24 protein-coding genes are annotated in these 26,256 nt (G+C 69.6%); 12 read left to right on the forward strand and 12 right to left on the reverse strand.

What is annotated here, in order from left to right; translation table 11 throughout:
- Both CBM2586_RS21060 and CBM2586_RS21065 read right to left on the reverse strand, forming a co-directional pair.
- Positions 1-1,314 (reverse strand): DUF1254 domain-containing protein, encoded by a 1,314-nt coding sequence (locus tag CBM2586_RS21060; protein ID WP_115689585.1) that lies wholly within the window; start codon positions 1,312-1,314, stop codon positions 1-3.
- The gene (locus CBM2586_RS21065) at positions 1,311-3,497 is read right to left on the reverse strand and encodes an acetate--CoA ligase family protein (RefSeq protein ID WP_115689587.1); all 2,187 of its coding nucleotides are present in this window, start codon (positions 3,495-3,497) and stop codon (positions 1,311-1,313) included. The genes CBM2586_RS21060 and CBM2586_RS21065 overlap by 4 nt, the downstream gene beginning before the upstream one ends.
- A 154-nt stretch (positions 3,498-3,651) precedes the next feature.
- Here CBM2586_RS21065 and CBM2586_RS21070 point away from each other — a divergent pair, with 154 nt between their 5' ends.
- The 3 genes from CBM2586_RS21070 to CBM2586_RS21080 all read left to right on the forward strand — a co-directional run bounded on the left by CBM2586_RS21070 (position 3,652) and on the right by CBM2586_RS21080 (position 5,489).
- Complete coding sequence (locus CBM2586_RS21070; protein ID WP_115689589.1) at positions 3,652-4,389, forward strand: GntR family transcriptional regulator; 738 nt, start codon at positions 3,652-3,654, stop codon at positions 4,387-4,389.
- 113 nt (positions 4,390-4,502) lie between these two features.
- Positions 4,503-4,868 carry a DUF2880 domain-containing protein gene (locus CBM2586_RS21075; protein ID WP_115665090.1) on the forward strand — a complete coding sequence of 122 codons (366 nt, stop codon included), beginning with the start codon at positions 4,503-4,505 and terminating at the stop codon, positions 4,866-4,868.
- Between the two features lie 138 nt (positions 4,869-5,006).
- Entirely contained in the window at positions 5,007-5,489 is a 483-nt protein-coding gene (locus CBM2586_RS21080) for a DUF1579 domain-containing protein (protein ID WP_115689591.1), read from the forward strand.
- 3 nt (positions 5,490-5,492) lie between these two features.
- Here the strand turns inward: CBM2586_RS21080 and CBM2586_RS21085 are convergent, their stop codons facing one another.
- The 4 genes from CBM2586_RS21085 to CBM2586_RS21100 form a co-directional block, all read right to left on the reverse strand.
- On the reverse strand, positions 5,493-7,763 hold the full coding sequence (locus CBM2586_RS21085) for a VTT domain-containing protein (RefSeq protein WP_115689593.1): 2,271 nt from the start codon (positions 7,761-7,763) through the stop codon (positions 5,493-5,495).
- A 169-nt stretch (positions 7,764-7,932) separates the two neighbouring features.
- Entirely contained in the window at positions 7,933-8,271 is a 339-nt protein-coding gene (locus CBM2586_RS21090) for a hypothetical protein (RefSeq protein ID WP_373424253.1), read from the reverse strand.
- Between the two features lie 151 nt (positions 8,272-8,422).
- Entirely contained in the window at positions 8,423-8,620 is a 198-nt protein-coding gene (locus CBM2586_RS21095) for a hypothetical protein (protein WP_115665086.1), read from the reverse strand.
- Between the two features lie 206 nt (positions 8,621-8,826).
- Positions 8,827-9,099: a DUF2188 domain-containing protein gene (locus tag CBM2586_RS21100; protein ID WP_115665085.1), complete on the reverse strand. Its 273-nt coding sequence runs from the start codon at positions 9,097-9,099 to the stop codon at positions 8,827-8,829.
- Positions 9,100-9,400: 301 nt separating this feature from the next.
- On the opposite strand from CBM2586_RS21100, the gene CBM2586_RS21105 reads away from it, so the two are divergent.
- Positions 9,401-9,544 (forward strand): entericidin A/B family lipoprotein, encoded by a 144-nt coding sequence (locus tag CBM2586_RS21105; RefSeq protein ID WP_115689595.1) that lies wholly within the window; start codon positions 9,401-9,403, stop codon positions 9,542-9,544.
- A gap of 83 nt (positions 9,545-9,627) precedes the next feature.
- Here CBM2586_RS21105 and CBM2586_RS21110 read toward each other — a convergent pair whose 3' ends face one another.
- Positions 9,628-10,614, reverse strand: a complete 987-nt coding sequence (locus CBM2586_RS21110; protein ID WP_115689597.1) for an AraC family transcriptional regulator — start codon at positions 10,612-10,614, stop codon at positions 9,628-9,630.
- 147 nt (positions 10,615-10,761) lie between these two features.
- On the opposite strand from CBM2586_RS21110, the gene CBM2586_RS21115 reads away from it, so the two are divergent.
- Positions 10,762-11,940, forward strand: a complete 1,179-nt coding sequence (locus CBM2586_RS21115) for an acyl-CoA dehydrogenase family protein (protein ID WP_115689599.1) — start codon at positions 10,762-10,764, stop codon at positions 11,938-11,940.
- Positions 11,937-12,512 (forward strand): flavin reductase family protein, encoded by a 576-nt coding sequence (locus CBM2586_RS21120; protein WP_115665082.1) that lies wholly within the window; start codon positions 11,937-11,939, stop codon positions 12,510-12,512. The genes CBM2586_RS21115 and CBM2586_RS21120 overlap by 4 nt, the downstream gene beginning before the upstream one ends.
- Before the next feature lie 9 nt (positions 12,513-12,521).
- Here the strand turns inward: CBM2586_RS21120 and CBM2586_RS21125 are convergent, their stop codons facing one another.
- The 5 genes from CBM2586_RS21125 to CBM2586_RS21145 all read right to left on the reverse strand — a co-directional run bounded on the left by CBM2586_RS21125 (position 12,522) and on the right by CBM2586_RS21145 (position 16,788).
- A complete protein-coding gene (locus CBM2586_RS21125) occupies positions 12,522-13,391 on the reverse strand; it encodes a DMT family transporter (RefSeq protein ID WP_115665081.1) in 870 nt (289 codons plus the stop codon).
- 17 nt (positions 13,392-13,408) lie between these two features.
- A complete protein-coding gene (locus CBM2586_RS21130; protein WP_115689601.1) occupies positions 13,409-14,326 on the reverse strand; it encodes a 2-hydroxy-3-oxopropionate reductase in 918 nt (305 codons plus the stop codon).
- 79 nt (positions 14,327-14,405) lie between these two features.
- Positions 14,406-15,509 (reverse strand): malate/lactate/ureidoglycolate dehydrogenase, encoded by a 1,104-nt coding sequence (locus CBM2586_RS21135; protein WP_115689603.1) that lies wholly within the window; start codon positions 15,507-15,509, stop codon positions 14,406-14,408.
- Between the two features lie 134 nt (positions 15,510-15,643).
- On the reverse strand, positions 15,644-15,928 hold the full coding sequence (locus CBM2586_RS21140) for a hypothetical protein (protein WP_115665078.1): 285 nt from the start codon (positions 15,926-15,928) through the stop codon (positions 15,644-15,646).
- A gap of 122 nt (positions 15,929-16,050) precedes the next feature.
- Positions 16,051-16,788, reverse strand: a complete 738-nt coding sequence (locus CBM2586_RS21145; protein ID WP_115689605.1) for a GntR family transcriptional regulator — start codon at positions 16,786-16,788, stop codon at positions 16,051-16,053.
- A gap of 171 nt (positions 16,789-16,959) precedes the next feature.
- Here CBM2586_RS21145 and CBM2586_RS21150 point away from each other — a divergent pair, with 171 nt between their 5' ends.
- The 6 genes from CBM2586_RS21150 (at position 16,960) to CBM2586_RS21175 (ending at position 25,695) form a co-directional block, all read left to right on the forward strand.
- Positions 16,960-18,180: a pyridoxal-phosphate-dependent aminotransferase family protein gene (locus CBM2586_RS21150; RefSeq protein WP_115689607.1), complete on the forward strand. Its 1,221-nt coding sequence runs from the start codon at positions 16,960-16,962 to the stop codon at positions 18,178-18,180.
- A 141-nt stretch (positions 18,181-18,321) separates the two neighbouring features.
- Positions 18,322-21,366 (forward strand): FAD-binding and (Fe-S)-binding domain-containing protein, encoded by a 3,045-nt coding sequence (locus CBM2586_RS21155; protein ID WP_115689609.1) that lies wholly within the window; start codon positions 18,322-18,324, stop codon positions 21,364-21,366.
- A complete protein-coding gene (locus CBM2586_RS21160) occupies positions 21,359-22,525 on the forward strand; it encodes a DSD1 family PLP-dependent enzyme (RefSeq protein ID WP_240987985.1) in 1,167 nt (388 codons plus the stop codon). The genes CBM2586_RS21155 and CBM2586_RS21160 overlap by 8 nt, the downstream gene beginning before the upstream one ends.
- Before the next feature lie 83 nt (positions 22,526-22,608).
- Positions 22,609-23,604 (forward strand): Bug family tripartite tricarboxylate transporter substrate binding protein, encoded by a 996-nt coding sequence (locus CBM2586_RS21165; RefSeq protein ID WP_115665073.1) that lies wholly within the window; start codon positions 22,609-22,611, stop codon positions 23,602-23,604.
- A gap of 71 nt (positions 23,605-23,675) precedes the next feature.
- Entirely contained in the window at positions 23,676-24,182 is a 507-nt protein-coding gene (locus CBM2586_RS21170; RefSeq protein WP_115689613.1) for a tripartite tricarboxylate transporter TctB family protein, read from the forward strand.
- Between the two features lie 13 nt (positions 24,183-24,195).
- On the forward strand, positions 24,196-25,695 hold the full coding sequence (locus CBM2586_RS21175; RefSeq protein WP_115689615.1) for a tripartite tricarboxylate transporter permease: 1,500 nt from the start codon (positions 24,196-24,198) through the stop codon (positions 25,693-25,695).
- The last annotated feature ends 561 nt before the right edge of the window (positions 25,696-26,256 follow it).

Consider the following 26,256-nt stretch of genomic DNA (forward strand, 5'->3'; position numbering starts at 1 on the left):
TCAGGCGATGCGCCGCAGCGGCGGGATCACGTAGTCGCCGGCGATGACGCCGTCGGTGGGGTGGTACAGGCGCAGGATCAGGTAGAACGGGGCGTCCGGCGCCGGCAGCCAGTTCTGCTGTGCCCGGGCGGGGGGCTGGTGCGAGATCGTCAGCGTGAGCCCGCCATCGGCGTCGTATTGCAGCCCCGGGCTGCGGTCGCCCAGCGCGTAGCGGCCGATCGCGTTGTCGGTGAAGAAGCGGTCGGCGCCGTAGAGCGAGACCGACCAGAACGCCTGCGCCGGCGGCAGGTGTCCGGCCGGGAACCGCAGCGCGTAGGTGTGGCGGCCATGCAGCAGCTCGCCGTCGGCATCGTAGTCGGCGGCGGCATAGACGGCTTCGTCGGCGCGCAGTGCCCCCAGGCCTTTCATCGCGGTCACGGCGCGCTGCATCCAGTCGTCGCCATAGCGGCCCAGTTGCAGGCTGTAGGTCCAGCTCTTGCGGGCATGGCTGCGGGTACTGGCCTCGATCAGCGCCATGCCTTCGCGCCAGGCGCGCACCAGGCCCTGCTGCACCGCGGGCCGCAGCGCCCCCACGTCGACCGGCTCGCCCGCGCGGATGCCGCACTTGCGCAGCAGCGACAGCAGGCCCGCGATGGCTGGCTCGGGCGGATACTCGCGCAGCGCGTTGAAGACGTTGGCGAAGAAGTCGAGCGCCGGCTCGCCGCGGTCCTGCCAGTCGCGCACGCAGTCGGGCTGACGCGCGTTGCCGCCGCACAGGCGGAAGCCCTGCTCGAAGGCGCTGGCGGCCGGCAGGTCGTCGGCGCCGCTCACCAGCACGCGGCCCAGCAGCCAGACCAGCGAGGTGGGGCAATGCACCACGTGCGCGCCGTCGGCGCGCTGGCCCGGGCCGGCCAGCACGATGTCGGCGCCCGCGGCGGGCACGTTGCGCGGGCCCAGGTTCTCGAAGTTGTTGGTCCAGGCATCGAGCAGTTCCACCACGTAGTAGCGGCGCGCATCCGGCAGCGCGGGCACGTGCAGCGTGACGGGGCCGTCGGCCAGGTTGACCCAGGCGCAGAAGTAGAGCAGGTCATTGGCCGGCGTGACGATGTCGCGGTCGCGGTGGGTCCACGGCTGCGTGCTGGCAGACAGCGTGTTGACCGGCGCGCGCCCGTAGCCGGTGGTCTGCGCCACCGAGGTCTGCAGCCGGCAGGTGCGCAGGCTTTCAAGCAGCGGATACGTGGCCAGCACCAGCGGCAGTGCTGCCGCGGCGGTCAGCGCTTCCTGCGGGGTGTCGATGGGGGCGCCGGCAAGGAAGGGCGCAGCGGGTTGGTTCATCGGGTGATCTCCTCGGTGGGTCGGTTCGTGTGGCTGTCGGGGTCCGCCGCATGCAGGGTCACCACGGCATCGGCGGCGACCACGCCGCGCGCGGTGACGATCAGCGGATTGATTTCGAGTGTGTCCAGCCGCGGCCCCAGCGCCGCCGCGGCCTGCGAGACGCGCACCAGCACCTCGGCCACGGCCCCGGCATCGAGCGCGGGATGGCCGCGATGGCCCGACAGCAGTGCCTCGGCACGGCTCGCGCGCAGCATGGCGCGGGCGCGGGCATGGCTCAGCGGCGCCAGGCCGAACGCGGTCTGGCGGAAGATCTCCACCGCGGTGCCGCCGATGCCGGCCAGCGCCACCAGTCCGAACACCGGGTCGCGCCGCACACCCACCATCAGCTCGCCCCAGCCACGCACCATGCCGGCGACCAGAGCGCCGTCGAAGCGCGCGGGCGTGCCGTGGCTGGCGGCGGCGGCCCGCACCTGCGCAAACGCCGCGCGTGCCGCCTGCGCGTCGGCCACGTTCAGCACCACGCCGCCGACGTCGCTCTTGTGCAGGATGTCGGGCGAGCACAGCTTGATCGCCACCGGATAGCCGATGGCCCCGGCGATGCGCGCGGCCTCGTCGGCATCGCGCGCCAGCCCGTGCGGCGCGGTGGGGATGCCGCACGCGGCCAGCCATTGCATGGCTTCGAACTCGGACCAGGCGGTGGTGCCGGGCGGGACCTTGGGAACGGGCAGGCTGTCTGCGGCGGCCGATACGCAGATGGGCGCCTGTGCCGCCGCAGCTTGCGCCGCGGCGCGGGCCAGCACGGCCACGGCCTGCACCGCGTGCGCCGGTTCGCGGAACACCAGCGCCCCGCGCGCTTCCAGCCAGCGGCGCTTGTCGTCGTCGGCGAGGCCGCTGAACAGCAGCGGCGCCGCATTGCCGCCGCGGTACAGCGCCTCGACGGTTTCCTGCAGCCCGGGCCAGATCCGCGGCGAGCCCACGCCGCCGGCCAGGAAGGCGACCACGCTGCCGTAGTCCGGGCTTTGCGCCGCGGCGGCAATGGCGTCAAGCAATACTTCGGGCTGCGCCACCACCTGGCCGGTGACGTCGATGGGGTTGGCGGTGCTGGCGAACGGAATCGCGCCGCGCAGCGCCGCGGCCGGGGCTTCAGGCAGCGGCGGCAGCGGCAGGTCCAGCGCCTCGGCCTGGTCGGCCATCATGATGCCGACGCCGCCGGAGACGGTGACCAGCGCGACCGGGGTGACGGCATTGGCCGGCTCCCGCGCCGCAGGCTGCCACCGCGTCGGCCGGCGCCCGCGCGACAGCACGTAGCCGAGCCGGAAGAATTCCTCCAGCGTATCGGCGCGGAACACGCCGTACTCGTCGAACACCGCCTGGTAGACCGCGTCTTCGCCCGCCAGGCTGGCAGTATGCGATTGCGCGGAACGTGCGCCGGCTGCGGTGGTGCCGACCTTGGTCACCACCACCGGCTTGCCGGCGGCCCGCGCTGCCGCCAGCGCGCGGCGCAGGCGGGTGCCGTCGCGGCAGCCTTCCAGGTAGGCGAGGATCACGCGCGTGGCGTCGTCGCGCGCGAGCCATTCGATTACGTCCGCCACGTGCAGGCCGGCTTCGTTGCCGGTGGTGACCCAGTGGCTCAGGCCCAGCGCGGCCTCGCGCGCCAGCGCGAAGGCGTAGGCACCGAAAGCGCCGCTCTGGCTGACCAGCCCGACCTCGCCGACCGGCGGCAGCCCGCCGAGCGGGATCGGCGAGAAGGTGGCGAACACGCGCTCGCGCAGGTTCATCGCGCCCAGGCAGTTCGGGCCCAGCAGGGTGATGCCATGGGCCTGCGCCAGCGCCGCCAGCTCTGCCTGCAGCGCGATGCCATCGCCGCCGGTCTCGGCAAAGCCCGAGGTGAAGAAGACCGCGGCGCGCGTGCCGTTGCGCGCCAGCTGGCGCATCGCGTCCAGGCTGGCACTGGCCGGCAGCGCCACGATGGCGAGGTCCGCCGGCGCGTCCAGCGCGTCCAGCGTCGGCAGCGCGGCCAGGCCCTGCACTTCGCTCGCAGTCGCGTGCACCGGGACGATGCGTCCGGTGTAGCCCAGCTCGCTCAGCAGCCGCACTGGCATGCCGCCTACCTTGTCTGGCTGGGTGGAAGCGCCGATCACGGCGATGGTGCGCGGTTGCAGCAGTGCGCTCAGGTCTGGCATCGGTTGTCTCCGTATGCGTGCGCCTTCACGCAGGCCCTTGCGGGAGGGGAGGCGCCACTGATCTTGTCATGGGTGATGCCGGCCCATGTTGTCATAACATGTTATGATGAGTCAACGTTGTTATGATAAGTAGATGCCCGCATGGGCCGTCCCCATGAATACCCCGACTCTCGTGACAACAAGTTCCCTGCCTCGCTTCAAGCAGATCGAAGTCGCGCTGCGCCAGCGCATCGTCAACAACGAATGGACACCGGGCATCAAGCTGCCGTCGGAGGCCGAGCTGATGGCGGAGTTCGGCGTCAGCCGCATCACCGTGCGCCAGTCGCTGGCGTCGCTGCTGGCGGAGGGGCTGATCGAAACAGTCCACGGCAAGGGCAGCTTCGTCAGCCGCCCCGCCGGGCAGGCAGACCTGGGACCGCTGACCGGCTTTTATGACTACATGCGCGCCCGTGGCCAGGAAGCGCACGGCAAGCTGCTGTCGACGCGGCTGGTGACCGCGCCGGCCATCGCCGCCGATGCGCTGCGCGTGCCGCCCGGCAGCAAGCTGCTGAGCGTGACCACGCTCAAGTCCGTGGCCGGCACGCCGGTGGCGGTCGGCGTGACCATGGCGCCCGAAGCGCTGATGCGCGCGATCCTCGAACACGACCTGGAAAACAACGACGCGCTGATGATCGTGGAGGGCCGGCTGGGCTATCGCCTCAAGTACCTGCATACGGAAAGCGCGGCGATCCCAGCCACCGCGGAGAGCGCGCGCCGGCTGAAGATCGAGCCAGGCGAGCCGCTGCTGCGCATCCGCTTCACGCCCCACGACATCGACGACCGGCCGCTGGCGTTTTCGGAATTCATGTTCCGTGGCGACAAGTTCACCTACAAGGCCTGCGTGCGGCGTTAGGGCCGCTGGCTGTGGCGGCAAGGGAACTTTCGCCCAGGCGCCGGGGCCTGAACTGCATCGGCGCGGCGCCTGGGGTGGTGCGGTCCGGTGCCGCACAGTCGCAGGAGTCCAGGATGCTTTCGCCGCTTTCCCCACGTTTGCTGTCCACCGCGCTGGCGGTGGCGTTATCCGCAGCCAGCGCGGCGGGCGCGCCGGCAGCGCTGGCCGCGGCCCAGCAGGATGCATCCCGGCCGCACGCCCGGGAGGGCGCGCCCGAAGCCGCCTGCCGGCACGCGGTCAAGGCCGCGCTGCCCAATCCCGGCAGCTTCAAGTGGGTGGCCGCCACCGCGCGCCAGATCGACAAGGACAATTACAGCGTGGTGGCAGATGTCGAATACCTGGCCCAGGACGGCGCCGTGCGCGAAGCCAAGGTCCAGTGCGACGTACGCCGCGCGCAGGGCAACCGCTTTGCCGTGCCCAAGCTGCGGCTGCCGCAGTAACCCGGCTGTCCCCCGCGCCGGCTGTTGCAATTAAATGTGGACCCTGTCCATTTCATTTGCTAGTGTATGTGTACAGCATCCACAAATGCTCGCGACAATCGCCGCACCCGGCCGTTACCCACTCACTGGAGATCGAAAATGCAAATCGAAGCACAAAAGGAACACCGCTGGCTGCAACGTCTGGTTGGCACCTGGATGGCGCAGGGCGAGGCCGTGATGGGACCGGACCAGCCGGTGCAGACCTGGCAGATCCCGGAGCGGGTCAGCGCCATCGGCGACGTCTGGGTGCAGTGCGTGGCCCAGGGCGACATGCCCGGCTGCGGCCCGGCTTCGACGGTCATGACGCTGGGCTACGACCCGGCGCGCAAGCACTTTGTCGGCACCTTTATCGGCTCGATGATGACCCACCTGTGGATCTACGAAGGCGACCTCGACGCGGGCGGCCGGCAGCTGACGCTGCGCGCCGAAGGGCCGGACTGCTCGGGCAACGGCCGCATGGTGCAGTACCGCGACGTGATCACGTTCCGCGACGACGACCACCGCGAACTGACTTCATACATGCAGGGCGAAAACGGCGAGTGGACGCAGATCGTGAAGGCTACCTACCGCCGCCAGCGCTGAGCTTCAGGAGCGCTCTCCCGCCATCCGCGCCAGCCGCGACACACGCGAGCCGGGGCCGGGCGGATCGTCGTGGCGGCCGCCGCGCGGCCGCGCCGCATTGCGCCGGCGCCGGCGCAGCACCAGCAGCAGCGAGGCCGGCACGAGCAGCACCAGTGCCAGCAGCGCAAAGGTGAACCACCCCGGGTCGCGCGCCGCCGCGGCGACCCGGTCCACCAGCAAGGCACTGACCACGATGCCCGGCAACATCCCCAGCGCGGTGCCGATCAGGCAATCGCGCAGGCTGATGCGCGAGGCACCCACCACCAGGTTGACCAGCGCGAACGGTGCGATCGGCACCAGCCGCAGCACCACCATGGCGACGATGCCGTGCTTGCGCAACTGGTGGCTGACGCGATTCAGCCGTCTGCCGCCAAAGCGGCGCACAGCCTGGCGCCCGAGCAGCCGCCCGGCCAGGTACCCCGCGCCGGTGCTCAGCACGGTGCCGCCCAGGGCCAGCACCGCGCCGTAGAGCGGGCCGAACACCACCACCGTGACCAGGATCAGCAGCGTCACGGGCAGCATCGTCACCGCGCCGGCCAGATAGACCGCCATCATCGCCAGCGGCGCCAGCGGGATCTGGTCGACGCGCTCGATCGCGCCCAGCAGGGCGCGGAAATCCGCCCACTCGCGCAGCGGCGTATAGCGCCACGCAAAGGCCAGCCCGGCCATCAGCAGCGCCAGCGTCACCATCGCCCCGACGCGACCGAGCACGCGCGGGCGCGCCTCGTGGCTGACGAACTCGGCCAGCACCTGATCGCTGTCGATGGGCTCGATCGGGTCCAGCAGGTTGGCGGCGGGTGACGCGGCATCGACATCGTCGGGCAGTGGCGGCACATAGTCTTCCAGCGAGCGGCCGTCGCTGCGCTGCAGGTTTCGGATCGCGCCAAGCACGCTGCGCGTGGCCGCCACCTCGGCCTGGAACGCTTCGGGCGCCACCTCCAGGTGTTCGCCCAGCAGCCGCGCGCGCATCGCGGCGATGGCGGCCTGGATGCGCGGCTCGCCGCCCGACACCACCACGACATTGCACTCGGTGTCCAGCCCCAGCGAACGGTTGCTGAGGTTGGCGGAGCCGATGGTGAGGAAGTCGTCGTCGATCACCGTGACCTTGCTGTGGACGTTGACGCAGTCGGGCGACAGGCCGGGAATGGTCGGGCAGTACAGGCGGAAGCGATCGAACCGGTCGGCCGCGCGCAGCTGACGGTACAGGCGTGCGCGCAGCACGCCCATGCTGTGGGCCTCGAGCCACCCGCTCTCGTTGCGGCGCGATACCAGCACGATATCCGGGCCGTCCTCGTGCCCCAGCCGTGCCGCCAGCGCCTTGGCGATCTCGCCGGAGCTGAAGTACTGGTTCTCCATGTAGATGCTGTGCCGCGCCGAGGCAATGGCATCGCGCAGCAGCATGCGGACCTCGCTGACGCCGGGCTCGTCCTCGCACATGGGCATGGTGCGGGCGATGCCCACGCGCACGTCGGTCAGCTCGGGCGCCAGGCTCGGCGGCCACGGATCGGACGAGGTCGCCGCTACTGGCCGCGGCCGGCTGCCGCTGGCGCGCAGCCAGCGTTCCGCGCACAGCTTGCCGAGCGCCGCGGCCGCGTCGCCGTCGAGCACGCACTGCACGTCATGGAAGGGCGGGTAGGGCCGGCCCTCGGCCATGCGCAGCGGCGCGCCGGGCGCGTGCTGGTTATCGTCCCAGCGGCGCAGCGTCAGGTCCAGCCCGCCGACGAAAGCGACCTTGTTGTCGAGCACCACCACCTTCTGGTGGTGCGATGCCCCGGGCGGGTGATTGCCGTCCAGCCGGAACGACAGATGCCGGTGCGCCTGCCAGTGCGCGCTGGCCGAGGGCAGCCATTCGCGCTCCATCGCCATCACCATGGCGTAGTCCCAGCTCAGGATGTAGATGCGCAGGCTGGGGCGACGGTCGGCCAGCGCGCACAGAAAGTCGCGCAGTCCGGGCGGCAGGCCATCCTGCGCGCCGGCGGGAACGAGTTCCATGCGGCTGTCGATGTCCCAGCCCAGGATGAAGATGGTGTGCTCGGCCAGCGGCAACGCCTCGCGCAGCGCGCGGAAATAGGCGTCGGCGTCGACCAGCATGGCAAAACGCCGGCAAGGTTCGACGCGCCAGCAGTTGCGCCCGGGCTCGAGCTCGAAGCCGGGCGGGGAGGTCGGATCATGCGGTGATGGCGGCACCGTGGACGCCGGAGACGCCGTGGTGCCGGGCGGGTTGTATTGCCTCATTGCGCACGCTCAGGGGAAGCGGAAGCCATAGCCTGAAGCGCCGCGCAAGTTCCGTACCCTGCGCAAGCGCCCGCTGGTGCCACGCCGGGCGCGGCCTTTGCGTGTGCGCCTTACCGGCCTTTGTAAGAACGGCACTCGCGAGCCCGCGCGCCGGAGGGCGCGAAGCGCGTCAGGAAGCGTGTCCGCGCCGCAGCGTGGCGGGGCGGGCGATGCCCCAGACGTCCAGCAGTGGCTCGAAGTGCGGGGTATTGTCGCGCGGCGCGGGGGCGACGCGCCGTGGCGGCGGCAACGGGCGGCCGGTCAGGGCCAGTGGAGTTTCGGCCTCGGGCGGGAGGTCGGGCTCGCCTTCGTAGGCGACCACGCCCATCTGGCGGGCGGATTTGAGCGCGCGGGTCAGTTCGGCGGCGCTCAGGCGGCTGGCGGTGGCGAGCCGGTGCCGGGGCATGGGCCCATTGGCACGCAGGCTGGAAATCAACGCCATCACGCATTCCCGGGTGGTTCGATTCATGTCGCTGCGTCAGAAAAATGGTGAGGCAGCGAACCCGCCGATCGGGTCCCTTGCCTGCGGATAACCATTCTTCAGCAGGGGTCATGGTCTTGCCAACCCGATATGACACTTGTTCACATTCCTGCAGCGGGCAATCTCCGCGCATGGCGCATCAGTGCCGCGTTTTGGGGTCGCCGGTAGGAAAGCTTGGCGGCGCGCCGTCATGCGGGCTCAGCATGGAGCCATGCCGCCGCCACTTGCGGGCGTGGCGATCCTGGATGTCTGCGGCAAGATCGTGCAGTTCCGCCACCCTGGCGTCGAGCGGGTCGGGATAGATGTCCAGCGGACGGTATCGGAGCAGAAAACACATGACGGGTCTCGGTTGTCCTGGTCGTGGGCCTGTGGCCTGACTCCAGTATTGGCGGTGGACCCGGAGTTTCCAGCAGAAGATGCGCGGCACCTTGATGCGACTCAATGCACCGGGCGCAATGAACTGTTGCGGCCCGCCGTGTCAGCGGCCGCGCAAGGCAATGATGGCGCGGCAGCCGGCACCGCGTCGGGCCGGCCGAGGTGGCGCTAGCGGCCGAGGCGGGAATTGCCGCGGCCATCGCGGCAGTAGATCTTGCGTTCACGCACCAGGCCGTCGCGGCCATGGATGCACAGCGACACGCCGTCCTCGCGGGCACGCATCCAGCCGGCGGCAATGGCGGCTTCCTGTGTCGGGAAGTGCAGTGCCGCGTCGTCGGGGCCGCTTTCCAGGCCCTCGATCGTAAGCGCCCATCCCCCCTCGCTGGCGTATTCGGAGTCGCCGCTCGCGGCGGGAAGCACGTGGATGCTGCGTGACGTCATGGTGTTCTCCGTGATGGCTGGCAGTGACATTGGGGTTTTAAAGGATCCCGCGGCCGCGGGCTATAGGTCGCAGTCCTACAAGCATATTCGGGACCAGCCGGCAGACCGGGCCAGGCACCGCCGTAGTGCGGCATGTCGCGCGTTCTGCTGACATCGCGGTAGGACGAATGCCGACTTTTCGTCGCGCCTCGGATTGCTACGATCCAATTGCCGGTTGGGCAACAGGCTGCCCGGTCAAGCTATTCCGAGCTCTTCCATTTTGGCGGCGCATGCCGCATCCACACGAAGCAAGGAGATCATCATGAGAAAGCTATACGCACTGTTTGCCCTCGCTGGCATGCTGCTGGCCACGGGTTGCAACACCATGGCCGGTGCCGGCAAGGATATCGAGCGCGGCGGCGAGAAGGTGCAGGGCGCGGCGGAGACCACCAAGCAGAAGATGTAAGCGACTGGCGGCCACCTCGCGGCCACCTCGCGGCCAGTCAACGGCCCGTGCCCCAGGCGCGGGCCGTTTTCATTCATGCTGGTTCACGCGTGCGCCGCTTCGGTGCAGTTGCGGCGCCAGCTGGCCGGCGGCAGTCCGAATTCGCGCTTGAAGGCCCGGCTGAAGGCGGCCTCGGAGTCATAGCCGACCGCGCCGGCGACCTCGCTGATCGAGCGGTTGCCGCTGCGCAGCTCGGCCGCGGCGGTGCGCAGGCGCCAGTGAGCGAGGTATTGCATCGGCGGCTGCCCGAGCAGGTCGGTGAAGCGCTGCGCCAGAGCCGAGCGCGACAGGCCCACGTTTCCGGCCAGTTCGTCGACGGTCCACGGATGGCCCGGCCGCGCATGCATGCGCGACAGCGCACGCGCCACGTAGCGGTCGCGCAGCGCTGCCAGCCAGCCGCTTTCGTTGGCCGGCAAGGTGTCGATGCAGCGGCGCACCGCCTGCACGAAGAGCAGTTCCGACAGCTTGGCCAGCACGGTGGCGCTGCCGGCGCGCGGCTCGGCCGCCTCCGAGGTGGCGAAGGCCAGTGCCGAGGCCAGCCACGCGGATTCGAGCCCGGCGCCCAGGGCTACCTTGAACAGCCGCGGCAGCGATGTCAGCAGCGGATTGCCCATGGTGTCGTCGAAGCCGAGAAAGCCGCAGACCATGCGCGTGTGTTCGCCGCCGCCGCCGTACGAGACCCGCATGACTTCGCCGGGACTGTTGCGCAGCAGGTCATACACCAGTGGCGCCGAAGGCAAGGGCTGCAGATGGAGGTCGCTGCCGAGCACATGCGGCTCGCCCTGCGGTACCACCAGCAGTTCGCCGGCTTCCACGCGCACCCCGGGACCGGTGTCGTCGACCAGGCGCGCCCAGCAGATGCCTTCGGTGATCAGGTGATACGAGACCACGCGGTCGGCGCGCGGCAGGAACGCGGCGCGCAACTCGGCATCGGCTTCGCTGATCAGGCACCACGGTGATTTGAATTCGCCGTTCAGGAACACGGCGCCGCTCAGTTGCACGGCGCGCAGGAGGTCGGACAAGGCATCCATGGCCACATTCCTCCAGATCCGGGGTTTCGCGCAAGAAAGCCGGACGCCCGATCATACGGGCGAGGGGACCGGGCTCCGATACTAGCACCGTGCCCGTGGCCGTACAACGGCGCGGCACACGCCACCTGACTGGACGGAGACAACACCATGGAAACCCTTTCCGCAGCGGATGCCAGCGCCGGCGCGCAGGCCGACTGGATCGGCCTTGCCGCCACGCTGGGCCGCACCTTTGATGGCCGCGCGCCCGAGATCGACGCGAGCGAGCAGTTCGTCAGCGCCAACTATGACGACCTGCGCGCGCACCGCTTCTTTGCCGCGGCTGTGCCGCAGGAGCTGGGCGGCGCCGGGCTGTCGCACCAGGAACTGGGCGCGGTGCTGCGCGAACTGGGCAAGTACTGCGGCTCGACCGCGCTGGCCTTTGCCATGCATACGCATCCGGTGGCCACGGCCGCATGGCGCTGGCGCAATCAGCAAGCACCGGTGGAGAGCCTGCTCCGGCGCGTCGGCGCCGAGCAGCTGGTGCTGCTCGGCAGCGGCGGCTCCGACTGGCTGCAGGGCAGTGGCAAGGCCACGCGCGTCGACGGTGGCTATCGCGTCGACGGCCGCAAGATCTTCGCCAGCGGTGCGCCGGTGGCGGACCTGTTCATGACCTGCGCGGTCTATGACGACCCGGAGGCCGGCCCCACCGTGCTGCATTTCGCGCTGCCGATGAAGACGCCGGGCGTGCGCGTGCTGTCGAACTGGCACACGCTGGGCATGCGCGGCACCGGCTCGCACGATGTCATGCTGGAAGGCGTGCTGGTGCCCGACACCGCGGTGGCCGCGCGCCGCCCGCAAGGCGTATGGCATCCGATGATGCATACGGTGGCGATGATCGCGTTGCCGCTGATCTACGCCGTCTACGTCGGCATCGCCGAGGCCGCGCGCGAGATCGCGCTGCAGCTGGCCCGCCAGCGGCGCCTGAATGCGCATGCGGTCGAGGCGGCGGGACGGCTGTGCAACGAAGCAGAGGCGGCGCGGCTGGCGCTCGATGCGATGTTTGCCGCCGCGGCCGGCCAGGCGCCCGGCGCGATCACCACCAACCGCATCATGAGCGCCCGCACGCTGGCGGCGCGTGCGGTGCTGGCGACGGTCGAAGCGGCGATGGACCTGGCCGGCGGCGCGGGCTTCTATCGCGATGCCGGGCTGGAGCGGCGCTTCCGCGATGCGCAGGGCGCGCGCTTCCATCCGCTGCAGGCCGGGGCCCAGCAGGAGTACGCCGGACGCATGGCGCTGGGGCTGGATATCGATGCGCCGACCGGCGAGGTGCGCACGGCAGCGCAATGATGTCCGCCCTGGCCCAGCTCTCCTACGACACCGAGGCCTGCAATGACAGCGGCCAGGGCGAGGACGCCTGCGCCATCGGCCACGATGGCACGGCGCGCCGCGCCCTGCGCGATGCGCTCGGGCAGTTTGCCACTGGCGTGACCGTGGTCACGGCCGCCGGCGCCGACGGCCGCCCGGTCGGCGTGACGATCAATGCGTTCGCGTCCGTGTCGCTCGCGCCGCCGTTGCTGCTGTGGTGCCTGGCGCGAAGCTCAGGCAGCCTGCCGGTGTTGCGCGCCGCGCCCTGCCACGCGATCAACGTGCTGGGCAGCGGCCAGCTGGAAGTGTGCCGGCGCTTTGCCGCGCGCGCCGACGACCGCTTCGCCGGCATCGCCCATCGTGCCGGGCCGTGCGGCACGGTGCTGATCGACGGCACGCTGGCCTATTTCATCTGCCGGCACCGCTCGGTGCGCACCGTGGGCGACCATGTGCTGTTCGTCGTGGAAGTGGTGGCCTATGGCGCGGCGCCGGGCATGCCGCTGGTGTTCCATGGCGGCGGCTTTGCCGACGCGCGCGAACCCTGCGCCGGTTAAGCGCCCCGCTTAAGCGCGCTCGGCCCGCTTGCCCAGGATCACCAGCGCGATGCCGCCCAGCACCGCCGCCGCGCTCAGCGCCAGACGCAAGGTCAGGGACTCGCCGAGCCAGGCGATGCCGCCCACCGCGGCGATGACCGGCACGCTCAGCTGCACGGTGGCCGCGGTAGCCGCGCGCAGGCGCGGCACCGCGGCGTACCAGATCACATAGCCAAGCCCCGAGGTGATCGCGCCTGAAACCACCGCATAGGCGAGCCCCGTGGCATCGAGCGAGCGCTGCGCCTGAATCGCGGCACCGAGGGCCAGCGCCATGGGCACGGCGCGCAAGAAGTTGCCCGCGGTGGTCTCGACCGGATCCGCGGCCCGCTTGCCACGCAGCGAGTAAACCCCCCAGGCGATACCCGCCGCAATCATCAGCAGCGATGAGGCCAGCGGTGGCGTCGCCAGGCTCGGCAGCATCAGCCAGACCAGACCGGTCAGCGCCAGCGCCAGGCCGACCCACTGCTGCGTGCGCAGCGGCTCGCCGGTGTAAAGCCCGTAGCCGGTCATGGTCGCCTGCACCGCGGCGAACAGCAGCAGCGCGCCGGTACCCGCGCTCAGGCGCTCATAGGCGAACGAGAACGCCGCCGCATAGCAGAACAGGGCCAGCGCCGACACCCAGTTGCCGCCCAGCGTGATGCCGCCGGTGCCGGGTCGCCCGGCCTGCCGCCGCGCCATCACGATCAGCCACAACACCGCCGCCGCGGCCGCGACGCGCGCCAGCGTGAAGCTGCCGGCGTCGATGGTCGTGCCTTTCAGCGCCAGCCGGCATAGCAGCGAATTGCCGGCGAACGCCAGCATCGCCAGCGCGGTCAGCAGCGCGGTGTTTGCATGCGGCATGCGGCAGGGCCTTGCGCTTAGCCGGCGGGCCGCGGGTCGCCCGTGTCGCCGATGGCGAACGAGGACAAATGCTCGATCGCCCGGACCAGCCCGGAGTGGTCCCAGGCCGCGCCGCCCAGCCCGTTGCAGACGTTGAACAGCTGCTGGCACGACGCCGTATTGGGCAGGCCCACGCCAAGCTCGCGCGCGGTCGACAGCGCCAGTTCCAGGTCCTTCTGGTGCAGCGCGATGCGAAAGCCGGGGTCGAAGGTGCGGCGGATCATCCGTTCCCCATGCACTTCCAGGATGCGCGAACTGGCAAAGCCGCCCATCAGCGCCTCGCGCACGCGGGCCGGGTCGGCGCCGGCGCGGGCCGCCAGCACCAGGGCCTCGCTGACCGCCTCGATGGTCAGCGCCACGATCACCTGGTTGGCTACCTTGGCCACCTGGCCATCGCCGGCCGCGCCCACGCGCGTGATGGTCTTGCCCATCAGCTGCAGGATCGGCAGCACGCGGTCGAACACCTCCTGCTTGCCGCCGGCCATGATCGACAAGGTGCCGGCCCTGGCCCCGACCTCGCCGCCCGACACCGGCGCGTCGACATAGTCCGCGCCAATCGCCTCGATGCAGCGCGCGAACTCGCGCGTGGCGATCGGCGAGATCGAGCTCATGTCGATCACCGTGACGCCGCCCGGGGTATCGGCCAGGCCGTCGGCGACGCCGCGCTCGCCGAACAGCACCTTCTCCACGTCGGGGGTGTCGGGCAGCATCAGGATGATGGTCTCCACTTGCCTGGCGACGTCCTCGGCGCTGGCGCAGGCGTTCACGCCGGCATCCTGCAGGTCTTGCGGCACGCCGCTGCGGCTGTGGGCGAACACGGTATGCCCGCCGTCGACCAGGTGCCGCACCATGGGCTTGCCCATCACGCCAAGCCCGATAAAGCCGATCTTGCTCATGTCAGTGTCCGGTTGGAGTTCAGGCGCCGACCCGGCGGGGGTGCGTCGTGCACCGCGCCGGGCGCATATCTGATGATAGTCAGTCGCACGCCAGCGCAGACAGCGGACCCGGCCCAGGATGCCCGCCGGCCCGCGCCGCCGCCACGCGCGCCGCGGCGTCGTCCAGTTGCGCCAGCGTGCCGGCATCGATCGGTATCCGTTGCGCGCGGGCCGCGCGCCAGGCCCGCTCGGGTTCGCCGGGCAGCTGGATGCCGCTCTGGCCGGGCTGCAGCCGCGCGCTTTTCATCCACTCGGCGAAGGCCGCGACCTCGTGTCCGAACGAGGTGCTGGCGCCGAGCCGCGCGGGATCGAACACGATCGCCAGCATGTTGTTCCAGACCGCATGCTCGTGCCGCAGCGTGTCCGGGCGGATGGTATGGCCGCCCGTGACCGCGGCCCCGAGCAGTTCGCACATCATCGCCAGCCCATGGCCCTTGTGCTCGCCGAAGGGCCGCAAGGCGCCCTGCGGCGAGCCGGCGGACGGGTACATCACGGCGGCATCGGTGGTCGGCTGGCCCTGCGCATCGAGCAGGCAACCGGCCCCGACCGGCGCGCCCTTGTTGTGGGCCACGCGCACCTTGCCCAGCGCGATGGCGCTGGTGGCAAAGTCCAGCACCAGCGGCGGCTCGCCCGCCATCGGCACGCCGATGGTGAACGGATTGGTGCCATAGCGCGCGTCGTAGCCGCCATGGGGGGCCACGATGGGTTTGGACAGCACGTTGACGAAGTGGATCGAGATCATGCCCGCGGCCGTGGCCTGCTCGGCCCAGTGGCCGACGCGCCCCAGGTGGTGCGACTGGCGCAGCCCCATCACGCAGACGCCGTGCTCGCGCGCGCGGGCGATGGCCATCTCCATGGCCTGCGCCGTTACCGCCTGGCCCATGCCGCGGTTGCCGTCCAGGCTGAGCAGGCTGCCGCCGTCCTGCAGCACGCTGACCTGCCGGTTCAGCTGCAACTCGTCGGCCTGCCACGCCAGCACATAGCGCGGGATCATGCCGACGCCATGGGAGTCATGCCCGCTCAGGTTGGCGCCGACCAGGTGGTCGGCCGTCAGTTGCGCTTCCTGCGCGCTGCTGCCGGCGGCAAGCCAGAGATCGGTCACCCACTGGTGCAGGGCGCGGGTCGGAATGCGGAGTTCGCTCATGTCGGCCTTGGGGGATAAACGCGGATAAATGCGCTGTGAAACAAGAAGCCCCGTGCCGGGTGACGGCAACGGGGCTTTCATGATACGTCCGGCGCGCGCGGACGGTCCGCGCGTGGCCGGTGATCGGCAAATGCCTAACGGGCCGGGGCTGCGTGCGCCGGGGCGGTTGCCAGGATTTCCCTGATGCGGGCCAGGTAGCTGTCGCCCACCGCGCGGTGCAGGCGCGCCGCCTCGGCGGCGAACTGGCGCCGGCTGGGCGGGCGGATGCCCAGGCTGCGGCAGATCGTTGACAGATAAGGCTTGCGCGGGCCTGCCAGGCGCTGCACTGCGCTCTGCAGCGCGGCATCGCCGATGCGGCCGCGCAGCCAGGCCAGCACCTGGCGGTCATAGTCGTTTTGCACGCGGATCAGGTGTTCCATGCCGGGACTCCACTGTTCATCCATACAGGTGCTGTAAATATATACAGTATTGGCGTGGAGGCAAGAAAAATCCGGCCCTTGCAGGGGTAACACACTGGGATACGGTTACGCGCGCGTCGTTTTCAGATCATTCCTGGTGCCCGTACCGTCGCCGACACCAGTGGCAGCACCGCATCGCGCTTCTCCAGCAGGTGGCGCTTCAGTACCGCCGCAAGCCGCTTGCCGTCGCGGGCTTCGAGCGCCTGGATCATCTCTTCATGGTCCTCGACCGCCTCGTCCCACTTGCCGCTTTGCTGGTTGGAGCGAAAACGCAGCGCCTGCAGGCGGCGGTTGATCGACTGGTAGGTCTGGCGCAGCGCCCCGTTGCGCGCGGCCTCATTGATGCGGTCGTGGATCTCCTGGTTGCGGCTGTAGTAGCCCGGCAGGTCGTTCTGGGCGCGGCAGGCCAGCATCGCGTAGTGCAGCGCCTTGATCTGCGCGAGTTCCGCCGCGGTGATGCGCTCGCAGGCCAGCTCCCCGGAAAACGCCTCCAACCCGCTCATCAGCTCGAAGCTCTCCCTGACTTCGGCCTCGCTCATGCGCGAGATGCTGGCGCCGCGGTTGGGCAGAAGGTCGATCAGGCCTTCGGCCGCCAGCACCTTGAGCGCCTCGCGCAGCGGCGTCCGCGAGATGCCCAGGGTCTCGCACAGCTCGCGTTCATTGAGCCTGGTGCCGGGCGCGAAGACGCCTTCGACGATGAACTGGCGCAGGTGCTCGACCACGGTGTCGTGCAGGCGCGGGCGTGCCAGGCGCGGCAGCGAGGGCGGCGGAACGTGCTCGGCAACGCCTCCCGCTCGGTCATCGTTATATGAGTTTTGCATTCAATGTCCTCTATTCACTTGGCGCGGATTTTACTGCATCTTGCTTCCTGGCCTCAAAATTCGGGTTAACCACGACAAATCACTGCAATTTCCGCCTTGGACCGCATCTATCGCTCTGCTATAGTCGATTGCATTCAAAATTCATAATCCCAACAAGGAGGCAAGTTTTCCATGGTTCAGCTCGATTTCCACCCCTCTGGCCGCCACTTCCTGCAGATCCCCGGTCCGAGCCCGGTGCCCGACCGCATCCTGCGCGCGATGAGCTACCCGACCATCGACCACCGTGGCCCGGAGTTCGGCGCGCTCGGCCGCAAGGTGCTCGCCGGCATCAAGGAAATCTTCAAGACCCGGCACCCGGTGATCATCTATCCGGCGTCGGGCACCGGTGCCTGGGAAGCGGCGCTGACCAACACGCTCAGCCCGGGCGACCATGTGCTGATGTTCGAGACCGGGCATTTCGCCACGCTGTGGAAGAAGATGGCCGAGGCGCTGGGCCTGCGCCCGGAATTCCTCGGCCTGCCCGGCATCGAGGGCTGGCGCCGCGGGGTGCAGGCGGACATGATCGAAGCGCGCCTGCGCGAGGACAGCGGCCACGCGATCCGCGCCGTGTGCGTGGTGCACAACGAGACCTCGACCGGCGTGACCTCGGATATCGCCGCGGTGCGCCGCGCCATCGACGCCGCCGGGCACCCGGCGCTGCTGCTGGTGGACACGATCTCGGGCCTGGGTTCGGCCGACTATCGCCATGACGAGTGGGGCGTCGACGTGACCGTGTCGGGCTCGCAGAAGGGCCTGATGCTGCCGCCGGGCATCAGCTTCAACGCGCTGTCGCCCAGGGCGATCGCCGCCAGCGAGAACGCTACGCTGCCGCGCGCGTTCTGGGGCTGGGCCGAGATCATCGAAGCCAACAAGAACGGCTACTGGCCCTACACGCCCAACACCAACCTGCTGTATGGCCTGTCCGAAGCGCTCGACATGATCCTGGGCGAGGGCCTGGAGCAGGTCTTCGCCCGCCACCAGCGGCTGGCGGAGGCAACACGCCAGGCCGTGCGCGCCTGGGGCCTGGAGATCCAGTGCGCGGATCCCGCGGTGTACAGCCCGGTGCTGACCGGCGTGATGATGCCCGACGGTGTCGACGCGGATGCGGTGCGCAAGCTGATCTATGAGCGCTTCGACATGTCGCTGGGGCAGGCGCTGGGCAAGATGCGCGGCCGCATGTTCCGCATCGGCCATCTTGGCGATTGCAATGACCTGACCCTGATGGCGACGCTCGCCGGTTGCGAGATGGGGCTGAAGCTGGCAGGCGTGCCGCTTGCCGCCAGCGGCGTGGCCGCGGCCATGGCGTCGCTCGCCGCGCACGCCGACAAGCCGGTGCTCAAGGCCGCCGCCTGAGCGAAGCGGGCGGCGCGGGGCAGGCCGGGCACGGTCCGCCGCCTGCCTGCCATTCCTGCCGGAGCATCAACACGACATGCGCCCGCCGCAGGGCGGCCGCATGCATCGCCGTGGGCGCGCAGCCCTTGTTTCTTGCATGCCATGAACATGACTTCGTCCTCCCTGCTGGTCAAGCCGATCCACCTGGTGCCCGCGCAGCGCCGGGCCGTCTCGCCGCTATCGGCGCTGCTGCGCAAGGAACTGCGCGGCGACGTGCTGTTCGACCGCGCCGCCCGTGGCCGCTATGCCACCGACGCTTCCATCTACCAGATCATGCCGCTCGGCGTGGTGGTGCCGCGCGACCAGGCCGACCTGGTGCGCGCGCTCGACATCGCGCGCGACCAGCGCGTGCCGGTGCTGGCACGCGGTGCCGGTACCAGCCAGTGCGGCCAGACCGTGGGCGAGGCGCTGGTCATCGACACCAGCAAGTGGCTCAACAACGTGGTCGCCTTCGATGCCGGCGCGCGCACGGTGACGGTGGAGCCGGGCATCGTGCTGGACCACCTGAACGCCTGGCTCAGGCCGCACGGGTTGTGGTTCCCGGTGGACGTCTCCACCGGCGCGCAATGCACCATCGGCGGCATGGCCGGCAACAACTCTTGCGGCTCGCGCTCGCTTGCCTACGGCAACATGGTGCATAACGTGCTGGCCATCGATGCGGTGCTGGCGGACGGCAGCGATTGCCACTTCGGTTCGCTGGCGCAACCGTTGGCGGCAGGACGCATCGAGGGCATCTTTCATGGGCTGCAGCGCATCGCCACGCGCGAGCGCGGCGAGATCGCCGAGCGCATGCCCAAGGTGCTGCGTCGCGTGGCCGGCTACAACATCGACCTGTTCGACTGCCAGAACCCGCGCGCCTATACCGACGACGGCCACGCCAACCTCGCCCATATCCTGGTCGGCTCCGAGGGCACGCTGGCCTGCAGCCGCCAGCTCACCCTCAAGCTGGCGCCGCTGCCGGCGCACAAGGTGCTGGGCGTGGTCAATTTCCCCACCTTCTACCAGGCGATGGACCTGACCCGGCATATCGTCACGCTGCGTCCGGTGGCGGTGGAACTGGTCGACCGCACCATGATCGACCTGTCGATGGAAAACCCCGCCTTCCGCCCGGTGGTCGAGCGCGCGCTGGCCGGGGATCCGCAGGCCATCCTGCTAGTGGAATTCGCCGGCGACGACCGCCAGGCGCTGCTGGCGCAACTGGACCAGCTTGCGGAACTGATGGCCGACCTGGGTCTGCCCGGCTCGGTGGTGAAGATGCCGGAGGAGAAGGCGCAGAAGGCGCTGTGGGATGTGCGCAAGGCCGGCCTCAACATCATGATGAGCATGAAGGGCGACGGCAAGCCGGTTTCGTTTATCGAGGACTGCGCGGTGCCGCTCGAGCACCTGGCCGAATACACCCGCCGGCTCACCGACGTCTTCCACAAGCACGAGACCGAGGGCACCTGGTACGCCCATGCCAGCGTCGGCACGCTGCACGTGAGGCCGATCCTGGACATGCGCCGCGACGGCGCGCTGCGCATGCGCGAGATCGCGCAAGAGGCCGCAGAGCTGGTGCGCGAATACAAGGGCGCGTATTCCGGCGAGCACGGCGACGGCCTGTGCCGCGGCGAATGGGTGGCCTGGCAATACGGCCCGCGCATCAACGCGGCGTTCGGCGAGATCAAGGCGCTGTTCGATCCGGACAACCGCTTCAACCCCGACAAGATCGTGCGCCCGCCACGGATGGATGCGCGCGAGAACTTCCGCTTCGCGCCCGGCTACGCCGCGCTGCCGCTGACCCCGGCGCTGGACTGGTCGGCCTGGAACGTGCGGCGCGACCCGATGACGGGCGCCGAGACCGCGCCCGGCACCGGCAACGATACCGCCACGCACGGCCTCGCGTCGGCCGTCGAGATGTGCAACAACAACGGCCACTGCCGCAAGTTCGACGCCGGCACCATGTGCCCCAGCTATCGCGTGACCAAGGACGAGCAGCACGTGACGCGCGGCCGCGCCAACACGCTGCGGCTGGCGCTGACCGGGCAGCTCGGCAGCGACGGGCTGGCGAGTGCCGAGGTCAAGGAGGCGCTGGACCTGTGTGTCTCGTGCAAGGGCTGCAAGCGCGACTGCCCGACCGGCGTCGACATGGCGAAGTTCAAGATCGAGGCGCGCCACGCCTGGACCAGCCGGCACGGCATCGGCCTGCGCGAGCGCATGGTCGCATTCCTGCCGCGCTACGCACCGGCTGCCAGCCGCGTGCCGGGCCTGCTGGCGCTGGCCGACAGCCTGCCCGGCGTCTCCGGCTGGATCAAGCGCGCGCTGGGGTTTGCCCCGCAGCGTTCGCTGCCGCGCTTCACCGCGCCGTTCCTGGCGCGCGGCCGCGGCGCAGGCAACGCTGCAGGCAGCAAGGCCGATGGCCGCGAGGTGCTGCTGTTCGTCGATACCTTCAGCAACTACATGGAGCCCGCCAATGCGCGCGCCGCGCAGGTCGTGCTGGAAGCGGCGGGATACACGGTGCATTTCAACACCCGTGCCGGCGAACGCCCGCTGTGCTGCGGCCGCACCTTCCTGGCCGCCGGACTGGTCGACCAGGCGAAGGCCGAGGCGCGGCGCCTGCTCGATGCGCTGCGCCCGTTCGTCGAGCGCGGCGTGCCGGTGGTCGGCCTCGAGCCGTCGTGCCTGCTGTCGCTGCGCGACGAGTTCCTGGGCTACGGCTATGGCGAAGAAGCGCGCCAGCTCGCCAGCCTGTCGTTCCTGTTCGAGGAATTCCTGGTGCGCGAGCGCGAGGCGGGCCGGCTGGAGCTGCCGCTGCGGCCGCTGCAGGTGTCCGAGGCCATCGTGCATGGGCACTGCCACCAGAAGGCGTTCGATGCCTTCACGCCGGTGCAGACCGTGCTGGGGTGGATTCCGGGCCTGAAGGTGGCGCCGGTGGAGTCGTCGTGCTGCGGCATGGCCGGCAGCTTCGGCTATGAGGCCGAGCATTTCGAAGCGTCGCAGGCGATGGCCGAACTGTCGCTGCTGCCGGCGGTGCGCCGGCGCGCCGCGGGCGCCATCGTGGTCGCGGACGGCACCAGTTGCCGTCACCAGATCCGCGACGGCGCGCAGGCCGAGGCGATGCACGTGGCAAGAGTGCTGGCGCTGGCGCTGGAGGGCGGTCGCCATGACTGAGCCGATGCGCAATCCGGTCCACGAGCGTGCCCGCCTGCAGCCCCCGGCGCCGGCAAGGATCGGCGATCGCGTCGAGGACGTCGGCACGCCGGCGCTGCTGGTCGACCTCGACGCCTTCGACCAGAACGTGGCCCGGATGCAGGCGCTTGCCGATGCCGCCGGCGTGGTGCTGCGCCCGCATGCCAAGGCGCACAAGTCGGTCGCGATTGCGCAGCGCCAGGTTGCCGCCGGCGCGGTGGGCATCTGCTGCCAGAAGCTCAGCGAGGCCTATCCGTTTGCCGCGGCCGGCATCACCAGCATCCATATCAGCAATGAGTTCGTCGGCGCCGACAAGCTGGCGATGGCGGTGGAGCTGGCCCGGCATGTGGACCTGAGCGTCTGCGTGGACGACGTGCGCCAGGTGGCCGCGCTCGCCGCCGCCGCGGCGGCCGGCGGGGTGCGCATCACCGCGCTGGCGGAAGCCGATGTCGGGCAGGGCCGTTGCGGCGTCGACAGCCCCGAAGCGCTGAGCCGGCTGGCCGATGCCATCGGCGCGTCTCCGTCGCTGCGCTTCGGTGGGCTGCAGGCGTATCACGGCGGCGTGCAGCACCTGGCGGCCTGGACCCAGCGCCGGGACGCTGCGCGGCGCGCCGCCGGGCAGGCGGATGCCTATGCGGCGCACCTGCGCGCCCGTGGCATCGCCTGCCCGGTCATCACCGGCGGCGGCAGCGGCACCGCGGAGTTCGATTGCGAGAGCGGCGTCTATACCGAGATCCAGCCCGGCAGCTACGTGTTCCTGGACGGCCACTATGGCGCCAGCGAATGGCCCGGGCGCTTCCGGCCCCGGCACGGCCTGTTCCTGTCGACCACGGTGATGAGCACCGCGCGCGCCGGCGTGGCGGTGTGCGATGCGGGACTGAAGTCGCTCGCGGTCGATTCCGGCCTGCCGCGCCTGTGGTCCGGCCCCGGCAGCGAGTGGCTGCGCTATGTCGCGGCCAACGATGAGCACGGGGTGCTGCAGGTGCTGGACGAAGACGGCCAGGCCCTGCTGGGCAGCAAGCTCTGGCTGGTGCCCGGCCATTGCGACCCCACCGCGAACCTGCACGCGCAATACGTGTGCTGCCGCGACGGGCATGTGGCGGAGCTGTGGGACATCGCCGCGCGCGGCCTGAGCCGCTGATGCCGCGTGGCAACGCAGATAAAGAGAAGAGAGAAGAGCCGCAACGAGCGGCAGCGGGTAGTCAAAGCCAAAGGAGACCAACGATGCAACGCAACACAGTCAGGAAGACCCTGGCGGCCGTGGTGGGTGCCACGGCCTGCCTGAGCGCATGGGCATGGGAGCCGGCCAAGCCGGTCGAAATCGTGGTGCCGTTCAGTGCCGGTGGCGCCTCGGACCAGATGGCGCGCTCGATCCAGGGCATCATCGCCAGGCACAAGCTGATGAGCCAGCCGGTGATCGTGCTGAACAAGGCGGGCGCCAGCGGAGCCGAAGGGCTGATGGATACCAAGGCATCGCAAGGCAATCCGCACAAGCTGCTGGTGGCCTCGTCGGCGCTCTATACCGTGCCGATGGTGAGCCACCTGCCGTTCAGCTGGCGCGACCTGACGCCGGTGGCGATGATCGCCCAGGACGAATTCGTGCTGTGGACCAATGCCGCGGCCCCGTACCAGACCGTCGCGCAGTTCATCGACGCGTCCAGGGCCAGCGCCGGCAAGATCAAGGTGGGCGGCACCAGCTCCAAGCGCGAAGACCAGATCATCGCCTCGCTGGTGCAGAAGAAGACCGGCACCCGCTTCATCTACGTGCCGTACAAGGGCGGCGGCGAGGCCGCCACGCAGCTGTCGGGCCAGCATATCGACGCCAACGTGAACAACCCGTCCGAATCGATCGGCCAGTGGCGCGCCGGCGAGCATCGCGCGCTGTGCGTGTTCGCGCCGCAGCGCATGGCCTACAACGGCAAGGTCACGCAGACGCAGAGCTGGCATGACGTGCCGACCTGCAAGGAGCAGGGCCTCGACGTGCAATACCAGATGCTTCGTGTGTTCATGATGCCGGGCGGCGTGACTCCGGAGCAGCAGAAATACTACGTGGACCTGATGCAGAAAATCGTGGCCACGCCGGAGTGGAAGGAATACCTGGAGAAGAACGCGCTGAAGAACGAGTTCCTGGCGGGCAAGGCGCTGACCGACTTCCTGGCGCGCGATGAAGCCGCGCATCGCGACATCATCAAGGAGGCGGGCTTCGTCGCCGCGCGCTGAGGCCGGCACCGATCACCAGGGGGCTGCGCCGCGCGGCGCAGCCGATGGCCTGAAGCAAGGCGGGAGACAACATGGATTCACAACAGGAAACGGCGCATGCGGGCGCCGGCATCTCGGTCAAGACGGTGGAACTGGCGGTGGCGCTGTGTTTGCTGGCCGGCGCGCTGGTGGTGATCTGGAGCAACCATGGCATCGGCGCCGGCTGGGCGCCGGATGGGCCGGAGGCGGGCTATTTCCCGATGCGGGTGGGCCTCATCATCCTGGTCTGCAGCGCGCTGGTGGGCGTGCAGGCGCTGCGCGCCGACCGCACCGCCGTGTTCGCGACGTGGCAGCAGTTGCGGCAGGTGGGCGTGATCCTGGTACCGCTGACCGTGTATGTCGGGCTGATCGGGCTGCTCGGCATCTACGTGGCATCGGCGGCGTTCATCGCCGGCTTCATGGTGTGGGTGGGCAAGGCGGCATGGTGGAAGGCCGCACTGACCGGCGTCGGCATCAATGCGCTGCTGTTCTGCATCTTCGAGCTCCAGTTCCGCGTACCGCTGCCCAAGGGCCCGCTGGAAGCGGCGCTGGGCTACTAGGAAGGAGCGGACCATGGATGAACTCAATGCATTGATGGGCGGCTTCGCCGTGGCGCTGTCGTGGCAGAACGTCGGCCTGATGTTCGTCGGCATCCTGCTTGGCATCGTGGTGGGCGTGCTGCCCGGCCTGGGCGGGCCCAACGGCGTGGCGATCCTGCTGCCGCTGACGTTTTCGATGGACCCGGTGTCCGCCATCATCATGCTGTCCTGCATCTACTGGGGCGCATTGTTCGGCGGGGCGATCACCTCGATCCTGTTCAATATTCCGGGCGAGGCCTGGTCGGTGGCGACCACCTTCGACGGCTACCCGATGGCGCAGCGCGGCGAGGCCGGCAAGGCGCTGACCTCGGCCTTTACCGGCTCGTGCCTGGGCGCGCTGGCCGGCGTGCTGCTGATCACCTTCCTGGCGCCGATGGTGGCAAAGTTCGCGCTGCGCTTCGGCCCGCCCGAGTTCTTCGCGGTGTACCTGCTGACCTTCTGCAGCTTCGTCGGCATGGGCAAGGAATCGAAGCCCAAGATCCTGATCGCAATGTGCCTGGGCTTCGTGCTGGCCGCGGTCGGCATGGACACGGTATCGGGCACGCTGCGCATGACCTTCGGCTCGACCGAGCTGCTGCGCGGCTTCGACTTCCTGGTTGCAGTGATCGGCCTGTTCGGCATCAGCGAGATCCTGATGACGATGGAAGAGGGCGTTGCCTTCCGCGGCAAGCAGGCCCGCATCGACCTGAAGGTGGTGCTGAAGACCTGGGCCGAGCTGCCGCGCTACTGGCTGACCGTGCTGCGCTCGTCGGTGATCGGCTGCTGGCTGGGCATCACCCCGGGCGGCGCCACCGCGGCGTCGTTCATGGGCTATGGCGTGGCCAAGCGCATGGCGAAGGATCCCTCTTCGTTCGGGCAGGGCAATGTCGAGGGCGTGGTCGCCCCCGAGACCGCCGCGCACGCGGCCGGCACCAGCGCGCTGCTGCCGATGCTGGCACTGGGCATTCCCGGCTCAGCCACCGCGGCGGTGCTGCTGGGCGGCCTGATGATCTGGGGCCTGCAGCCGGGGCCGCTGCTGTTCGCCGAGCAGGGGCCGTTCGTATGGGGGCTGATCGCCAGCATGTACCTGGGCAATATCGTCGGGCTGATCGTGGTGCTGTCGACGGTGCCGCTGTTCGCGGCGATCCTGCGTATTCCGTTCTCGATCATCGCGCCGCTGATCCTGGTGATCTGCGCGATCGGCGCGTACACCGTGAACGGGGCGTTGTTCGATGTCTGGCTGATGCTGGGCTTTGGCGTGGTGGGGTATGTTTTGAAGAAGCTGGATTATCCGTTGGGGCCGATGGTGCTGGCGCTGGTGCTGGGGGATCGGGCCGAGGATGCGTTCCGGCAGACCATGCTGGTGTCGTCGGGGGCGCTGGATGTGTTCTGGTCGAATGGGCTGGTCGGGACGATCATGGGGATGGCGGTTTTTGTGCTGGTGTGGCCCGTGGTCAGTGATTTGCGGATCCGGGGGAGGAAGGGGGTTGCGTAAGGGTTGGGGGGCTGGCGTGCCCTGTCGCTTGTTTTCTCCCCTCTCCCGCAAGCGGGAGAGGGGCGGGGGAGAGGGCTGGCGTATCCACGAAGCGGGAACTGCAAATCCACCCAACTTCACCAGCCAACGCATGTCTTGATGAAGCGTTTCGGGTCATGTGGTTGCTCCGTACATTACTGCCCTGCGGGCGGCATGTCTTATCGTAGTGTGCGTGGGGGGTTTCGTACGGGGCTTGGCTTCCTCACATAGCTGGACTGTCTGCCGCGGGGGTGCACCACGGTGGCGGGGCGTTGAAGTGTGGGTTGAACGAGCCCAGATCGCGAAGTGGCCCCTGCTGCCGGCCTTGTTGCGGGAACGCGCCTTCGGCTGCGCTGCGCGCCGGCAGCAGGCGCTGGCGGGAATTCAGGCACCGCGTCGCAGACAAGAATGCGGACAGGCTCAAACGTTGAAAGGCCCGGCCGCCCGCGCGAACTTGGCAGTCTGACCCCACCAACGCCGCCTTTGGCCAGCCGCTTGGGCGATGCGTTTCTTGCCTGTTCTTGTCGCTCAGACAGGCGGACC

This window comes from Cupriavidus taiwanensis (assembly GCF_900250115.1).
GTDB classification, from domain to species: Bacteria; Pseudomonadota; Gammaproteobacteria; order Burkholderiales; family Burkholderiaceae; genus Cupriavidus; species Cupriavidus taiwanensis_B.

Coding starts and splice junctions, on each gene's coding strand:
- CBM2586_RS21060 (WP_115689585.1), bottom strand. CDS start 1,314: ATGAACCAACCCGCTGCGCCCTTCCTTGCCGGCGCCCCCATCGACACC.
- CBM2586_RS21065 (WP_115689587.1), bottom strand. CDS start 3,497: ATGCCAGACCTGAGCGCACTGCTGCAACCGCGCACCATCGCCGTGATC.
- CBM2586_RS21070 (WP_115689589.1), top strand. CDS start 3,652: ATGAATACCCCGACTCTCGTGACAACAAGTTCCCTGCCTCGCTTCAAG.
- CBM2586_RS21075 (WP_115665090.1), top strand. CDS start 4,503: ATGCTTTCGCCGCTTTCCCCACGTTTGCTGTCCACCGCGCTGGCGGTG.
- CBM2586_RS21080 (WP_115689591.1), top strand. CDS start 5,007: ATGCAAATCGAAGCACAAAAGGAACACCGCTGGCTGCAACGTCTGGTT.
- CBM2586_RS21085 (WP_115689593.1), bottom strand. CDS start 7,763: ATGAGGCAATACAACCCGCCCGGCACCACGGCGTCTCCGGCGTCCACG.
- CBM2586_RS21090 (WP_373424253.1), bottom strand. CDS start 8,271: ATGAATCGAACCACCCGGGAATGCGTGATGGCGTTGATTTCCAGCCTG.
- CBM2586_RS21095 (WP_115665086.1), bottom strand. CDS start 8,620: ATGTGTTTTCTGCTCCGATACCGTCCGCTGGACATCTATCCCGACCCG.
- CBM2586_RS21100 (WP_115665085.1), bottom strand. CDS start 9,099: ATGACGTCACGCAGCATCCACGTGCTTCCCGCCGCGAGCGGCGACTCC.
- CBM2586_RS21105 (WP_115689595.1), top strand. CDS start 9,401: ATGAGAAAGCTATACGCACTGTTTGCCCTCGCTGGCATGCTGCTGGCC.
- CBM2586_RS21110 (WP_115689597.1), bottom strand. CDS start 10,614: ATGGATGCCTTGTCCGACCTCCTGCGCGCCGTGCAACTGAGCGGCGCC.
- CBM2586_RS21115 (WP_115689599.1), top strand. CDS start 10,762: ATGGAAACCCTTTCCGCAGCGGATGCCAGCGCCGGCGCGCAGGCCGAC.
- CBM2586_RS21120 (WP_115665082.1), top strand. CDS start 11,937: ATGATGTCCGCCCTGGCCCAGCTCTCCTACGACACCGAGGCCTGCAAT.
- CBM2586_RS21125 (WP_115665081.1), bottom strand. CDS start 13,391: ATGCCGCATGCAAACACCGCGCTGCTGACCGCGCTGGCGATGCTGGCG.
- CBM2586_RS21130 (WP_115689601.1), bottom strand. CDS start 14,326: ATGAGCAAGATCGGCTTTATCGGGCTTGGCGTGATGGGCAAGCCCATG.
- CBM2586_RS21135 (WP_115689603.1), bottom strand. CDS start 15,509: ATGAGCGAACTCCGCATTCCGACCCGCGCCCTGCACCAGTGGGTGACC.
- CBM2586_RS21140 (WP_115665078.1), bottom strand. CDS start 15,928: ATGGAACACCTGATCCGCGTGCAAAACGACTATGACCGCCAGGTGCTG.
- CBM2586_RS21145 (WP_115689605.1), bottom strand. CDS start 16,788: ATGCAAAACTCATATAACGATGACCGAGCGGGAGGCGTTGCCGAGCAC.
- CBM2586_RS21150 (WP_115689607.1), top strand. CDS start 16,960: ATGGTTCAGCTCGATTTCCACCCCTCTGGCCGCCACTTCCTGCAGATC.
- CBM2586_RS21155 (WP_115689609.1), top strand. CDS start 18,322: ATGAACATGACTTCGTCCTCCCTGCTGGTCAAGCCGATCCACCTGGTG.
- CBM2586_RS21160 (WP_240987985.1), top strand. CDS start 21,359: ATGACTGAGCCGATGCGCAATCCGGTCCACGAGCGTGCCCGCCTGCAG.
- CBM2586_RS21165 (WP_115665073.1), top strand. CDS start 22,609: ATGCAACGCAACACAGTCAGGAAGACCCTGGCGGCCGTGGTGGGTGCC.
- CBM2586_RS21170 (WP_115689613.1), top strand. CDS start 23,676: ATGGATTCACAACAGGAAACGGCGCATGCGGGCGCCGGCATCTCGGTC.
- CBM2586_RS21175 (WP_115689615.1), top strand. CDS start 24,196: ATGGATGAACTCAATGCATTGATGGGCGGCTTCGCCGTGGCGCTGTCG.